Raw genomic sequence first — 14222 nt, forward strand, 5'->3', positions numbered from 1 at the left:
ATTCGTTAGTTCATTTTTACAACAGCTTTCATGTTTTTCGCTTTTATGGAATCTTCGAAGGCTTGGGTCACATTTTCAAAATCATAGAAATCGGTATAGTGTTCTGCGGGAAATACACCTGTAACCATCAACTTCATCGCCGACATGTAATCTTCTCTGCATGAACCCATAGAACCTCTCATATTCATGGAAGTACGTGTCAAATGTGTTGCGTTTATGGAAACTTCTTGCCCGTAGGTTGCAATGACACAAATATCTCCCTCTGGTCGAACTACATCAATTGCTTCGGTCAATACCACGGGAACTCCTGAACATTCGATAAGTAAATCAACTTTGCCATTTGTCCCAAAAGGAACCCCGTTTTCGTCGGTGATTCCGTTTTGCAATTGGGAAGTTAAGGTGTTTTCCGGAGAAACCTCTAAAGTGATGAATCCTCTTTCTTTTGCTTTTTTAAGTCGAATGTCTCGGTCGTGTGCAATGCCCGTCACGGCTACTCTCGCCCCTGCAGCTCGAGCTACTTCCGCAGACATCAGTCCGATTATTCCGCAACCGGTAACCACAACATCTTGCCCTGGATTAATATCACATTTATTATAAAGCGCATTTGTAATTATCGATAAAGGTTCTACCAAAGCACCTTGAGCTGGAGTCAAACCTTTCATTAAGGGAACAACGCGATCCGATTCTAAAACCACACGTTGCCCAAAACCGCCATTTCTATGAAAGCCTATAATTTCTTTTTGCGGACAAAGATTCCATTTGGCAACGCTGCAAGCCGGACATTCTTCGTCTCGACATCCTAACATCGCCAAGGGGGTGAAAATATCCCCCACTTTAACATCGCCATGATCCCCCGGCCCTAATTCCAAAACTTCTGCGCTGAATTCATGGCCGATTATTCGGGGGCGTTGTACCCAATCGAAATTAGCTTTGGCAATTGTAGCGCTGTTGTCCGAACCACATATACCTGTGTATAACGTCTTAGCAAGAATTTCCCCTTCTTTCAATTCTGGAATCTCCATATCGACTACCGCTGCATTGCTTGTTACGGATACACCGGAATTTGGATAGATTTTTTCCTTTCCTTTAAGACAAAAGCCTTTTGTTTTTTCTTTCATTTATTATTGATAATCGTTCGTATTGGATAGGTTATTTCACAGAGTTACACAGAGAAAAAAGAGTTTCACAGAGAGTTTGCGATTAAAAATTCAAATATCAAATTCAAGTTCAAAAAGCCCTCACTTTTTACTTTCCACTTATTACTTTTTACTGCTTACCGCTGTTGCCAAATGATTACCTCCATTGAACTCCGGTATCTTTCCAGCTTTTTGATTTTGCGGATTCTAATACGGCTTCGCAAACTTTTTGGGTTTCTTGGGCTTCCTTGAAAGTTGGGGAGCAAGGTTTACCTTCTCCCAAAGCCTTTAGAAAATCCGCCACTTGATGCACGAAACTATGTTCGTATCCTATTGATAATCCAGGCACCCACCATTTGTCCATATAGGGTTGGTCACCATCGGTAACGTGAATGGAACGCCATCCCCTTTCTATGGATTCATCGCGATGGTCGAAATATTCCAGTCGGGTCAACTCATGTAAATTCCACTTGATGGAAGCATGTTCTCCGTTGATTTCAAAAGTAAACAAGGCCTTATGACCTCTTGCATATCGTGTCGATTCGAAAAGTCCCAAAGAACCGTTGTCAAAATGACAGTGAAAGATACACGCATCATCAATACTCACTTTTTGTTTTTCACCGGTTCCCGTATGAACTCTTTCTTTAATAAAAGTTTCGGTCATTGCGGAAACATCTTTAATGCCTCCGTTCAACCACATGGCCGTATCGATACAATGCGCTAACAGATCTCCTGTTACTCCCGAACCTGCCGCGTCGTTATCTAAACGCCAAAGTCCTTCTCCACCTTGGGGGAGTTCGGGGCTGATGGTCCAGTCTTGTAAAAAGTTAGACCGAAAGTGAAAAATCTTACCCAATTTTCCTGCGTCTATTAACTGTTTCGCTAAAGTTACCGCTGGAATACGTCTATAATTAAAGTATACAGTATTCGGAACACCCGCTTTTTCAATTGCATCGACCATAGGCTGTGCCTCAGCAACTGTTCGCGCCAACGGCTTTTCGCAAAGCACCATCTTGCCTGCCTCAGCAGCAGCTATAGCGATTTCCGCATGCATATTATTTGGCGTGCAAATATCAATGGCATCGATATCGTCACGCGCAATCAATTTTCGCCAATCGGTTTCTATGGATTCATAACCCCATTGTTCTGCAAAGGCCTTTACCCTTTCTTCATTTCTTGCACAAACGGCTTTTAGAACAGGTTTGTATTTTAGCTCAGGGAAAAAATCTCCCACACGTTTATAGGCGTTGGAATGGGTGCGGCCCATGAATCCGTAACCTACTAGGCCTACTCTTAGTTCTTTTTTGTTCATTTTTAATTAGTGTTATCGTGAAAAGTCCTCCCCCTAACCCCCTCCGAGGGAGGGGGAACTCCTTTTACTCTGCTTCATACCATCCGTGCATTTCACGCACTTTAATCATAGCGCCTAAAACATCGTTCCAGGTTTGTTGTTTCATCATAACTTCATTGGGGAACATGCAGCCGTCCCAACAGATGTGCTTGAACTTTTTCGTTAGGATTCCGTTTTCATCACGTAGCCAATGTCCGGCATCGACTGCTATATCCAATTTTCCATTGGGATCTGTGGCTTGACAATGTCTTCCGGTTTTATCATGGTCACCCGCTCCGAAGACCGTTCCATCATTTTGGGCGACGTGGAAATCTATAGTCCAAGGTCGAAGGGCCGCTGTCAGAGTTTTCAGTCCTTCAGTCAATGTTTCCCTATCGTTCCAATCGAAATCTTTTGGTAAAATGCGTTCATCCTCTTTGTTATATCCAAGAAGATATAATAAGGTATGCGCCATATCGGCCTGAAAACCTATATTCGGTCTATCGACGGCCTCTAAGGTATTTAGCATTGTTTTCCAGCCGTGCATGCCGCCCCAGCAGATTTCGCCTTCGGCAGCTAAAGATTCACCATAATCGGCTGCGACATCACAAGCTTCACGAAAGGTCTGGGCGATTAGTTTTGTATTTCCGACTTCGTCTTTAGCCCAACTTTCGGGATCCACCGAAGAATCGATCCTGACGACCCCGTTGGGCCGGATTCCCATATCACCCAATTTCTTGCCAATTTCACAGGCCTTTCTCACTTGAGTAACGAAGTTTCCACGCTCTTCGGCTGAACCCATGGCTGAGCCGCCACCTGTGCCCGCCCAAACAGGGGCTACAAAACTTCCGATTTCCAACTTATAGGAACGCACCTTATCAACCAACCGTTTCAAATCATCGTCGGTCGAATCGATACTGACATGTGGATCTGCTAAAAACAAGTCGACACCATCAAATTTTTGACCGTTCACCTCCGCCTGTGACGTAAGTTTTAACATCGTATCAAGGTCAATTGGGGGTTCAGAATCGGGTCCTTTGCCGACCACTCCAGGCCAAGAGGCGTTGTGGAGTTTGGGATAGTTGTTCTTTTGCATTTTACTTGTATTTTAGATTTTCTGCTGATATTACTGTGTACAGACACAAGTTCACTAATTTAAATAAAAATCACCAACTGCCTAGTATAATAATTGTTGGTTTTATAAAACAGATGGTTATTTTGTGACAAACCGGCAAGACTTGAACAAATTAATTATGATAATAGCAAAAAAGTAAGTAAACTTATAGGCTGAAATAACACTACGACCACAAAAAATAATAGTACAACCAAACAATTTAAATTATGGAAGATAAAAATTTCAATGCTGGTGTAAACACGAATCGGCTTTTTTATGGTAGTTGCTTTGCTTTGATAACAACTGCTTTTTCTTTTAGCCTTAGAGCTGGTGTGTTACCAGAACTACAAGAAGCCTTTGGGTTAACCGCCGGACAACTAGGGGATATCAACATGATGTGGTTTCTTGGTTTCCCGATTGCCATGATAGTGGGAGGATTGACATACCATACCATTGGCCCTAAGAGAATTATGGAATTTGCATTCTTCGCACACACACTCGGAATTCTGCTGACTATTTTTGCCGGAGGATACTGGACTTTAATAATTTCAACACTTTTTATCGGATTGGGCAATGGCTGTACTGAAGCTGCCTGCAATCCAATGATAGCCGATAGTGCTACTGGTAAACGAATGAATACCCTGATGAATCGATTCCACATGTGGTTTCCGGGAGGGATTGTAATAGGGAGTCTTGTCAGTTATTTCATGACCAAAATGAATTTGGGATGGCAAGCTCAGATTTGGATTATTTTAGTGCCAACCATAATTTATGCATACCTTTTCTTTGGCCAAAAGTTTCCTAAACCAAGAGTCCAAGAGGCTAAAACGTTAAAAGGGAATTTAAAAGGTATGGCATCTCCCATCTTTATATTTATAGCGATTTGTATGGCGATGACCGCGATTACAGAGTTCGTGCCCAACCAATGGGTACAATTGATTCTAGCGAAAAGTGGTGCGGCTCCCATGTTAATTTTAGCTTTAATCAGTGGCGTTATGGCAATCGGTCGTTATTTTGGAGGAGATTTTGTCCACAAGTTTGATCAGACCGGCGTTCTTTTGGGATCTGCAATTTTAGCTGCCCTAGGTATCTTTTTGCTGAGTACGCAAACAGGTGCCATGACCTATGTTGCAGCAGTTATTTTTGCCTTGGGCATTTGCTACTTTTGGCCAAATATGATTGGCTTTGTAGCAGAAAAAATACCTAAGAGCGGAGCATTGGGTATGTCGGTCATCGGGGCGATCGGTATGTTCATGACGGCCAATATGCAGCCTATTTTTGGCGGTTGGATCGATGCAGCACGTGAAAAAGCAACTTCGATGGGACTATCTGGCGATGCCATGGAATTAGCGACTGGACAGGAAACCCTTAAGACTATGACGCTTTTTCCAGGAATATTAATTGTCTTGTTTACCATTTTATATTTTTGGATGAAAAACAGAAACAAAACAACGGCCGCCGATGCTACTAGCGGTCAGCCTGCGACTGAGCTCTAAGAATAAAAGAAAGAGATTCCGGCCTTCGCCGGAATGACAATTAATATTTTATTTATGAAAATAGGAATGAACATGCTCCTCTGGACCAATCACGTGACGGAGGAGCATTATCATATTGTAGACAACCTAAAGAAAACCGGATACGACGGTATCGAACTCTATATGGGCGATGGAGACATTTCGCACTACACCAAACTCGGGAACCATTTTGCGGATTTAGGTCTAGGAGTAACCACGGTTACCGGACTTGCACCCGAAGAAAATATTTCAAGTAAAGATGCAAGTGTTCGTCAGGCAGGCTTAGACCGACTAAAATGGGCCATCGATAATGCTGAAGCGTTGGGGGCCGAGAATATTTGTGGGCCGATCCATTCCAGTTTTGCTTACTTCACCAGACAACCGCCTACGCAAGACGAACGAAAACGGAGTGCCGAAATGCTGCGTCATGCCGCCGAGTACGCCGGGCAAGCCAACATCATGCTTTGTCCTGAGGCATTGAACCGTTTTGAATGCTATCTCTATAATACTATGGCCGATTTGAAAACTTTGGTGGAAGCCGTCGATCACCCCAACTTGGGGGCCATGTACGATACGCATCATAGCAATATTGAAGAAAAAGTCAATCCGGAGCTTTGAAAACCATTGCACCCGTATTAAAACATATCCATATCAGTGAAAATGATCGTGGTACGCCAGGAAGTGGACAAGTGCAGTGGGACGATGTTTTTCCTACTATCAAAGAAATCGGTTACGATGGTTGGTTGACGATTGAGGCTTTTAGTACGATTATTCCAGAGTTTGCCAATGCCATTAACGTTTGGAGAGACTATTCGCCATCCAAGGAAATCTATACCGAGGGATTGAAATTCATAAAAGCTGGAATCGGGGCTTAATTTCAAAATATACCATTTATGAAGAAGCTATATCTATTTTTATTTTGTTGTGTTCTGATTTCCTGTGGAGAAAAAACCGAGAAAAAGAAAGCAGCGGAAAGGGAGGTTGAAAAGATTTTGGAAGCCCCAAAACAATTGTTAACCTTCGAAGGAAATAGCGATAATGCAAAGCATATTGTTTTGGTTTCCGGGGATGAGGAATACCGTTCCGAGGAAGCATTGCCACAGTTGGCAAAAATATTATCAACGCATCATGGATTCAAATGCACGGTTCTTTTCGCACAAGATCCTGCAAAGCCAGGAATTGTCAATGCGAACTATGTCAAGAATATTCCGGGCTTGGAAGCTTTGGATTCCGCCGATATGATGGTCTTGTTCACGAGGTTCCGTGCGTTGCCTGATGAACAGATGCAACATTTCGACAAATACTTGAAAGCAGGTAAACCTTTAGTAGGTATTCGCACAGCCACCCATGCTTTCAATTTTCAAAAAGATTCTACTTCTAATTTTAGGCACTATGGTAACTACTCCCAAGGTGACAAAACAGAATGGACGGATGGTTTCGGGCGTTTGGTACTCGGTGAAAAATGGCATACCCACCATGGGTATCATAAACATCAAAGCACGCGCGGAGTGATTGCAGAGGACGCAGGGTCACATCCGATAGTAAACGGAATCGAGAGCGGTTCAATTTGGGGGCCGACCGATGTCTACGGGGTACGTTTGCCCTTACCGGGAGACAGTCAGCCCATCATTTTGGGGCAGGTCATCAATAGGAAAAGTGAATTTGATGAAAATGATATTTTCTTTGGGATGAAACCTACCGATACAGAACTCGCCACAGAAAACAACGAGGGTCTAGAAGTCAATAAAATTCTTATGCCCATTGCTTGGACCAAAAGCTACCAACTGCCAGATGGCAAAAAAGGAAAAGCGTTCACCTCTACCATTGGTTCGGCCACCGATATGTTGAATGAAAGTGTTCGTAGGTTATTGATCAACGGTGTTTTCTGGGCCATGGACGAAACCGTGGCTGAAAAAGCAAATGTGGAGTTGGTCGGAGATTTTAATCCTTCTGCGTACGGTTTTAAGACCGATGAATATTGGGTCGATAAAAACCTTAACATTGAAGACCTCGAATAAATCGGGTAGCAAAAAGAAAATTCTAAACATAGGTTCTCATGAAAAAATTAAATTATAATTCCGTATTGCTTACTTTTTCTATTTTCATGTTGTTAGGCACAACACTGACCTATTCTCAAGAATCTTTGGAGGGAAAGGTTTTGATGGCTGTTTTTGCGCATCCTGATGATGAGATGACCGTTGCGCCGATATTATCGAAATATGTCGACGAAGGTGCTCAAGTATATCTTGTTATCTGTACGGACGGTCGTTTGGGCACCAATGATTTTACGGATCATGAGGCAGGCGAAGGCTTGGTGGCCCTACGTAAGGAAGAGATGAAGTGCGCCGCCGAAAAACTGGGGGTTGAATTAATACATCTTGATTATCATGACCAATTACGTGCGGGGGAAGGCTATGACGGCCATGTACCGCATGCTAGACAATTAATAATCGAACTTGAAGGCATTATTACCGAAAAGAAGCCCGATGCCCTGATTACATGGGGTCCTGACGGCGGAAGCACTCATATGGACCATCGTTTGGTCGGAGCCTCAGTTACACAGGTCTTCACCAGTAAAATTTGGGATAAAACGAAAAAACTCTACTACGTGGGCAATCCCTCCAATCTTATTGAAGAACCGGAACGAAAGAAATTGGCGGGGCAAGACCCAAGCTATTTGAATGTACACATAACGTATTCGGATGCAGATGCCGAAAAGGCCATAGAGTCTTTGAAATGCCACAAAAGTCAAGTATCCCCTGATATGATTAAATGGAAAGAGGAGTCGCGTGCAAAATCTAATTCTACTATTTACTTACGAGAGTTCGTTGCTCCAAAGGAAAAAAGAATTCCGTATTTGAGTAATTCCGATGCTTAAAACCGATACGATAACCGAATCATAGAACCTCTAGGCAATACCGGAACTACTACAAAACTAGCATCAGGATTGGCCTGGATAAAATCGGAAGTCACCCCATTGGCACTTGCCCCAAAACTATTGGCCCCAAAGAAATTCGCAAGTCCCTCAGAATTAAATAGATTGGTTACCAAGATATTTGCCGAGAGATTTTGGGTAAGATCATAGCCGAGGCCTAAATTGAAAATACTATAGGGTGCCAATTGAAAAGCATTGGCCACATTGCCTTCGCGTTCTCCCATAAACTGCCATCTCAAGAATCCATTAAGCTTATCTTTTTGATATTCAGCACCTAGGTTGAACATTATGTTCGGATTAAACGGAAGGGTATTGTCAGAGTAATCCAAAATAGTGTCATCGGCAGTATCTACCGATCCAGCTGCGTTGTAGACCGTCCACTTTGTGGCGATACCATTTTGTATAACACCATTGAATCTAAAGGTCAATGATTCAATTGGAGCATAGGCACTCTCCCACTCCAATCCAATGGTCCTTGAATCATTGAACTGTACCGGGGTGTAAAATACACTTCCTCCTTCTGGATCAAAAGCGAAATCGGCCACGCCTATATTTTTTAACTGGCTCCAAAAAGCAGTGGCTGTAGCAGAAAAATCTTTTTTACTGTATTTCAGCCCGAGTTCGGCCTGGGTTATTTCTTGCACCTCTCCTTTTTGATTTATGGGAACATTTGAAAAATTATTGAAGTAGTAATTGAGTTCAGGGGCTTTATTTCCTGAGGAAAAACGACCAAAAATAGCTGCTTTATCGGTAAGCTTATAATTCAATGCCGCTGAATAGGCTAAATAATTGTAGTTAAAATCAAATTCATCCCTTCCACCATTGGGAGACAATAAACCGTTATCGTAGTCGGTCAAAGGGTTGCCATCAACACCACCGTCTTGTTGAAAAGGAGCAGCTTGATCCTTGCTTCCTTTGTGGACAATGCCCTCATACCTAAATCCTACATCTAAATGAAGTCTTTCCTGTAACTTCCATCGATCATTGACAAAAAATGCGCCTTGTGTTACTTCGGCTCGGGAACTTATAAAAAATAATCCCCCATAATTACTAACACCATTATTATCAGAAAGTGAAATTACTGGTTGGTCTTGATTTTCTAGCGTAACTCGTAACATTCTTGGGTTGGGTTCGTATGTTGCATAGCCAAAACTGCCTTGAACGAATAATGAAGTACTTGCATAGCCTCCATCCAAACCAAAATTCAAATCGTGATTTTTAGCTTTTTTCGAAAAACTAAAGATTCCACAACTTCAGTGGTCTCATTATCATTGTACCAGGTTGCTGTTCCTAATATTGCATCATTGGGTAAAATTCCATCACCTATATATTGAAAAGGGTCACCCGACAGAATCCCACTATTATCCAAACGCGCTAATTCGTTTCCAGAGGCTGCTTCACTAAAAACAACTTGGCCAATAGGGAATTGCGCCCCACTTATAAAATATGCTAGTGGGTCATTCAAAGAAACAAAGGCATTACTGATGGATGTCTGCCAATTTGCATCCTTCATAGAAAATTTTCGTTTATTGTGAATTGACCAGCCCTTACCCAAATTATAAAAAAAGTCAAATCCAAAAGCACGATCTTGTGCATGCACCCCCTGCGAAGGGTCAAAATTATTGGTCGCATTTTCATTCAGTCGCCTACCATCGGGAACGTTTGCCGAAAATGCTGGCATCATAAGCGCGGTAGAATTGATATCTTGCCCAAAGGCCGCTTGCGGGTCGTTCCAGTTGGTTGCTGCTACACCAGTATATCGGTTTGTAAAATCATCCAATATCTTAGCATATAATTTGAGATATCCTCCTCCATAGGCTTTGGTAACATTGAATTTTAACTGTCCACCTTTGCTAAACGTAAAATCGGTATTTCGTGCTCCATCGTCGTTGCGGTAGTGTCCGCCGAAATTGTAAAACCAGTTATTTCCCAAAGAACCGCCGAAAGTCCCGTCGATTCTTAAGGTCGGTTTTCCTTCTCCCTGTACGCCTCCTTGCAATTGAACTTCACCACCAAAATCGTCACGTGGGCCTCTTGAGATAAAATTATAGATTCCTCCCGGGCCGTTCAAGGCGGTTATCGCAGCACTTCCGCCGCGAATGGCTTCCACTTTATCTGTGGTAATATCCACTCTATGGAATATATCTGGGCTGTAGTAGGAATGCTGTACCAAACTTACCGGTAGACCATCTTCCTGTAAAGAAACATAATACCATCCCATATCATCTTCTGCAGAAGCAGATACTCCTCGCGTATACACTCTTGTGAACACTTCTCCCGCAGATGGGTCAACGAAAGTTCCAGGAATGGCCTGTAAGAGATCAGCAGTACCCCTAGGTAGTATTTGTTGAATACTTTTTGATTCAAGAGTCGTAACGGCCGTACTAGACTCTAATTGTAAACGAGGTTCAAAACTACCGGTCACTACTACATTTTGGAGGCTTAGAGGGTCGTCTTGTAAGGTTATGGTAAGTGAAAGGTCCGTGTTGTCCACTTGAATTGTTTCGGTATACGTCTTAACACCGATATAGGTAATTGTCAATAAGTACAAACCCGAATTTACGCCTCGTATTTCAAAAGTTCCTTGCATATCGGTAACTGCGAATTGTTTGGTAGGCTGCAAGGTTACATGGGCACCTGATAAAAGTGTGCCTTCTTCATCGCTGACCACGCCATTGATAGTTACCTGAGAAAAAACAAATGAAAAAAAAGTGAATGTAAAAAATAGGAAGATTAGAGCCCTTTTGTTCATGTTAAGTCAATTTGGAAGAACAAATATAGGGATATAAAAAGGCATGACCCTATGACTTTTGTCAGTATGACCGTACTATATTTAAACAAAAAAGTGATCAAATAAAACTGATCACTTTTTCGATAAGTCGGGATGACAGGATTTGAACCTGCGACCCCACGCCCCCCAGGCGTGTGCGCTACCGGGCTGCGCTACATCCCGAAAATTTTCGACTTAAGCCGAAAAAATTCCAAATTCCAAAACTAAAGTAGGTGAATTTTGGATCTTAAAATCGGACTGCAAAAATATAAAAGTTGTATTGATAACCCTTCATCTTTTTTAAAAAAGAACAAACTAATCCAAACTTTCCATCCATTCGAACATTCGTTCCGTCCAACCTCTAAGATGGGTATTGTCTCTTGCCAACGAAAAACCGTGACCACCACTCGGATAGATATGCATGGTGGCAGAAACCCCCTTATCTTTCAAAGCCTGATAAAATAAAATGCTGTTTTCAACAGGTACACCTTTATCATCCGATGCGTGGACCAAAAAAGTTTCTGGGGTATCACCGGTTACCTGTTTTTCATTGGAAAAACGAATAATCAAATTCGAGTCGGGATTCTCGCCCAATAAGTTTTTCCGAGATCCCGAGTGCGTTGAGACCTCTCCAAAAGTAATAACGGGATAGGCTAAAGCCATAAAATCAGGTCTTGCGCTTATTTTGTCTATTTCATCGATAGGTTCATATACTTTTTCCTCATAATGCGTGCCCAAGGTGGACGCCAAATGGCCTCCTGCAGAAAAACCGATAATCCCGATTTTGTTTTTGTCGATATGAAAATCTTCAGACTTACTTCGTACCATTCGAAGTGCCCGTTGAGCATCCATCAAGGGCACATCGTACTTAATCTTTTGAGAAATATCGGAAGGTAGTCTGTACTTGACTACAATGCCCGCTATTCCTTTCCCATTCAGAAACTTTGCAATATCGGTACCTTCCCAATCATAGGCCAAAATACCATAACCCCCTCCTGGAAAAATCAACATGGCCTGTCCGGTAGCGTTTGATTTGGCAGGAAGGTAGACTTCAATAGTCGGTTCTTGTACATGGCTGATGCGTAGTATACCTTCAGTGATTTGAATTTCCTTTTCGTCGGAAAGCACATGGTTTGGAATCTTGTTTTTCGGCCATAAGGGCATAATGGTGTCTTGAGAGACACAGGTTAACGACATGATCAGCCCAAAGGCCATTGTAATCAAAAATCTTTTTTCCATATTCATAATTCTGTTTTAAAAACCCGGAATCGGATCACCTGGTAAGATAGGTTTGTCTTGCCAAATGATTTTGCCGTCCTTAAATTCTAATATACGCTGATAATTGCCCACATAGGGTAATTTATTCTTTTTAGGAAGCCATATTTTCAGACTGTCGGAGATGTGTTCATACTTTGAATCCCCAATAAGGTTCATCCACTCATTGGGGTCGTTATTCATATCGTATAGCTCTTCGGCCCCATCGCCATATCGAATATAGCGCCAATTTTCTGTACGCACCGCATGATTATTATAGTTATTGGTTGTTATTGCGGGCCATTGTCTGTAGGCTTTTTCGTTTTTCAGTTGCGGAAGCAAACTATGGTCCTGTAAATCTACTTTTTCAGGTAGTCCACAGAGTGCATTCAACGTTGGATAGATATCCAAAAGTTCAACCGGTGCCCTTACTTTTTTACCTTTTCCGATTCCCTTTCCAGCAAAAATCAAAGGAACGCGTGTCGACCTTTCCCACAACGTATTTTTTCCAGATATCTCCTTTTCACCCAAATGAAAGCCGTGATCGGACCACAATACGATAATGGTATTCTCCGCCTCTCCATTCTCGTCCAATGCATCCAAAACACGACCGACTTGACTATCCATAAAGCTGATAGCCGCCAAATAGGAGCGAACGAATAGTGAATCTTGGTTTTGTTCCTGAAACCATTTCCAGCGGGGTTCGGGTACATCCCAATGGTTATACCAAGAAGACCTTGGCGTATCTTTTCGGTCGTTCTCAAGCATGTGCGGCATTGTCAATATCTCTTCGGGATATATATCAAAAGACGCTTCCGGAGCATATAAGGGTACATGGGGAAGAAAAAATCCGACCGCCAAAAAGTAGGGGGCTTTAGGTGTGCTCTTTAAAACATCTACAGCCCAAGTCGCCACATCATAGTCCTGTATTTCATTATCTTTTAACGGGAAGCTTCCCCAATCTACCCAAGGATTGTTTCCGCCCGGAGTTTCCCCCGCCAGCTTCTGAGGGGGATGCTTTTTCACCCGAATAGGTCTTATAGCCATTTTTGGAAAAGTATTGTGGCAATGTGACAATATCCTTTAATTCTTCGACATCCCTAATCCATGGGGAAAGTCCATAAACACCGGTAGTTGATGGGCGATACCCTGTCAATACACTTGTTCTTGAAGGATTGCATATCGGGGATTGCGTGTGTGCGTTCGAAAATAGTGTACCCCTTGCCGCCAACTTGTCGATATTGGGTGTCTTCACTTGTGGATGTCCTTTCAGGCAACCTACCCAATCGTTCAAGTCATCGACCACAATGAAAAGGACGTTGGGTTTGATAGCCATGGCAGCACCTGCCTTTGGTTTTTCAGAACAGGAAAAGGTCATTGAAAAAAATAAGGTAGAAATACCCAGAAAAATAACTTTGAAACCTGAAACTTGAAACTCCAAACCCCTCATTCGCATTCCCATTTGAAATTGGCTACTTTATCTTTATGCGCGCCCTGCAAGTTATAATGCCACCATTCGGTACGCGTCGACCAGAAACCATGTTTTTCCATCGTTTCCTTTAACAGTTTTCGGTTATCCATAATTTCTTGTGGTAAATCAAAATTGTCGTGATAGGCCCTTTTGCCAAAAAAATCGAAATCGGTACCCATGTCCATTTCTTCTCCATCCAGGGTAACCAACGTAATATCGACCGCTCCACCCTTGTTATGAATAGATCCCTTTTTCGGATTGGCCACATACTGTGGATTCGGCATGATTTCCCACATTTTATACTGTACCGAATTCGGCCGGTAGCAATCGAAGAATTCTATCTTCACACCTGATTTTTTGAAATCGGCATTAGCCGCCAATAAAGCCTTGACCGTTTTTACACGGGTGTAACACTCTGCGCATTCATATACTTTTTCTTTCAGAAAATTGTTTTCGGTGGCATATCGTAAATCGTATGCAAAACCATCACTGAAATCGGCCAGACGGACGAAAGTGGTGTCAGCAAGGCCTTCGACAGTACGAATCGTTTTTTTGTCCGTTTTGCTGACCATTAAGGAATCGGTCATCTGATTATTTTCCTTACCGTTTTCAACTTGGTTTTCCGTAGTACGACTTTCTTTGCAAGAAATCAGAAAGAGGGCAAGAAAAATAAAGTGATGAATTCTTTTTAGCATTCT

The 14222-nt window shown here is 42.4% G+C and carries 14 protein-coding genes and 1 tRNA gene; 5 read left to right on the forward strand and 10 right to left on the reverse strand.

The window, feature by feature from the left end; translation table 11 throughout:
• Positions 1-5 precede the first annotated feature (5 nt).
• The 3 genes from N8A86_RS01340 to N8A86_RS01350 form a co-directional block, all read right to left on the reverse strand.
• The gene (locus tag N8A86_RS01340) at positions 6-1118 is read right to left on the reverse strand and encodes a zinc-dependent alcohol dehydrogenase (RefSeq protein ID WP_273567430.1); all 1113 of its coding nucleotides are present in this window, start codon (positions 1116-1118) and stop codon (positions 6-8) included.
• 175 nt (positions 1119-1293) lie between these two features.
• Positions 1294-2448 carry a Gfo/Idh/MocA family protein gene (locus tag N8A86_RS01345; protein WP_273567431.1) on the reverse strand — a complete coding sequence of 385 codons (1155 nt, stop codon included), beginning with the start codon at positions 2446-2448 and terminating at the stop codon, positions 1294-1296.
• A gap of 64 nt (positions 2449-2512) precedes the next feature.
• Entirely contained in the window at positions 2513-3562 is a 1050-nt protein-coding gene (locus tag N8A86_RS01350; RefSeq protein WP_273567432.1) for a sugar phosphate isomerase/epimerase family protein, read from the reverse strand.
• A gap of 245 nt (positions 3563-3807) precedes the next feature.
• On the opposite strand from N8A86_RS01350, the gene N8A86_RS01355 reads away from it, so the two are divergent.
• The 5 genes from N8A86_RS01355 to N8A86_RS01375 are packed head-to-tail and all read left to right on the forward strand — an operon-like array spanning position 3808 to position 7972.
• Positions 3808-5076 carry an MFS transporter gene (locus N8A86_RS01355; RefSeq protein WP_273567433.1) on the forward strand — a complete coding sequence of 423 codons (1269 nt, stop codon included), beginning with the start codon at positions 3808-3810 and terminating at the stop codon, positions 5074-5076.
• A gap of 54 nt (positions 5077-5130) precedes the next feature.
• Entirely contained in the window at positions 5131-5712 is a 582-nt protein-coding gene (locus N8A86_RS01360; protein ID WP_273567434.1) for a sugar phosphate isomerase/epimerase family protein, read from the forward strand.
• Complete coding sequence (locus tag N8A86_RS01365) at positions 5709-5969, forward strand: sugar phosphate isomerase/epimerase family protein (protein WP_273567435.1); 261 nt, start codon at positions 5709-5711, stop codon at positions 5967-5969. Before N8A86_RS01360 ends, N8A86_RS01365 begins: the two co-directional genes overlap by 4 nt.
• Positions 5970-5987: 18 nt before the next feature.
• Positions 5988-7112: a ThuA domain-containing protein gene (locus N8A86_RS01370; RefSeq protein WP_273567436.1), complete on the forward strand. Its 1125-nt coding sequence runs from the start codon at positions 5988-5990 to the stop codon at positions 7110-7112.
• Positions 7113-7150: 38 nt separating this feature from the next.
• Positions 7151-7972 (forward strand): PIG-L deacetylase family protein, encoded by an 822-nt coding sequence (locus N8A86_RS01375; RefSeq protein ID WP_273567437.1) that lies wholly within the window; start codon positions 7151-7153, stop codon positions 7970-7972.
• On the opposite strand, the gene N8A86_RS01380 is transcribed toward N8A86_RS01375, so the two are convergent.
• From N8A86_RS01380 to N8A86_RS01410, 7 genes are all read right to left on the reverse strand, one after another.
• Positions 7969-9237, reverse strand: coding sequence for a TonB-dependent receptor domain-containing protein (locus N8A86_RS01380; RefSeq protein WP_273567438.1), 1269 nt, complete (start codon positions 9235-9237; stop codon positions 7969-7971). The genes N8A86_RS01375 and N8A86_RS01380 overlap by 4 nt on opposite strands.
• Positions 9234-10781, reverse strand: coding sequence for a TonB-dependent receptor (locus N8A86_RS01385; RefSeq protein WP_273567439.1), 1548 nt, complete (start codon positions 10779-10781; stop codon positions 9234-9236). The genes N8A86_RS01380 and N8A86_RS01385 overlap by 4 nt, the downstream gene beginning before the upstream one ends.
• 127 nt (positions 10782-10908) lie before the next feature.
• A tRNA-Pro gene (locus N8A86_RS01390) sits at positions 10909-10982 on the reverse strand.
• A 132-nt stretch (positions 10983-11114) separates the two neighbouring features.
• A complete protein-coding gene (locus tag N8A86_RS01395) occupies positions 11115-12038 on the reverse strand; it encodes an alpha/beta hydrolase (RefSeq protein ID WP_273567440.1) in 924 nt (307 codons plus the stop codon).
• A gap of 15 nt (positions 12039-12053) precedes the next feature.
• Complete coding sequence (locus N8A86_RS01400) at positions 12054-13079, reverse strand: sulfatase-like hydrolase/transferase (RefSeq protein WP_273567441.1); 1026 nt, start codon at positions 13077-13079, stop codon at positions 12054-12056.
• Entirely contained in the window at positions 12988-13503 is a 516-nt protein-coding gene (locus tag N8A86_RS01405; protein WP_273567442.1) for a sulfatase-like hydrolase/transferase, read from the reverse strand. The genes N8A86_RS01400 and N8A86_RS01405 overlap by 92 nt, the downstream gene beginning before the upstream one ends.
• Complete coding sequence (locus N8A86_RS01410; protein WP_273567443.1) at positions 13500-14219, reverse strand: M15 family metallopeptidase; 720 nt, start codon at positions 14217-14219, stop codon at positions 13500-13502. Before N8A86_RS01410 ends, N8A86_RS01405 begins: the two co-directional genes overlap by 4 nt.
• Between the last annotated feature and the right edge of the window lie 3 nt (positions 14220-14222).

Origin of the sequence: Maribacter halichondriae (genome assembly GCF_027474825.1) — a bacterium.
GTDB lineage: Bacteria > Bacteroidota > Bacteroidia > Flavobacteriales > Flavobacteriaceae > Meishania > Meishania halichondriae.

Bases quoted from the DNA above. Each gene is read 5' to 3' on its own strand.
- N8A86_RS01345 (WP_273567431.1), bottom strand. From the start codon at position 2,448: ATGAACAAAAAAGAACTAAGAGTAGGCCTAGTAGGTTACGGATTCATG.
- N8A86_RS01385 (WP_273567439.1), bottom strand. From the start codon at position 10,781: ATGAACAAAAGGGCTCTAATCTTCCTATTTTTTACATTCACTTTTTTT.
- N8A86_RS01395 (WP_273567440.1), bottom strand. From the start codon at position 12,038: ATGGAAAAAAGATTTTTGATTACAATGGCCTTTGGGCTGATCATGTCG.
- N8A86_RS01375 (WP_273567437.1), top strand. From the start codon at position 7,151: ATGAAAAAATTAAATTATAATTCCGTATTGCTTACTTTTTCTATTTTC.
- N8A86_RS01355 (WP_273567433.1), top strand. From the start codon at position 3,808: ATGGAAGATAAAAATTTCAATGCTGGTGTAAACACGAATCGGCTTTTT.
- N8A86_RS01360 (WP_273567434.1), top strand. From the start codon at position 5,131: ATGAAAATAGGAATGAACATGCTCCTCTGGACCAATCACGTGACGGAG.
- N8A86_RS01410 (WP_273567443.1), bottom strand. From the start codon at position 14,219: ATGCTAAAAAGAATTCATCACTTTATTTTTCTTGCCCTCTTTCTGATT.
- N8A86_RS01340 (WP_273567430.1), bottom strand. From the start codon at position 1,118: ATGAAAGAAAAAACAAAAGGCTTTTGTCTTAAAGGAAAGGAAAAAATC.
- N8A86_RS01350 (WP_273567432.1), bottom strand. From the start codon at position 3,562: ATGCAAAAGAACAACTATCCCAAACTCCACAACGCCTCTTGGCCTGGA.
- N8A86_RS01370 (WP_273567436.1), top strand. From the start codon at position 5,988: ATGAAGAAGCTATATCTATTTTTATTTTGTTGTGTTCTGATTTCCTGT.
- N8A86_RS01405 (WP_273567442.1), bottom strand. From the start codon at position 13,503: ATGAGGGGTTTGGAGTTTCAAGTTTCAGGTTTCAAAGTTATTTTTCTG.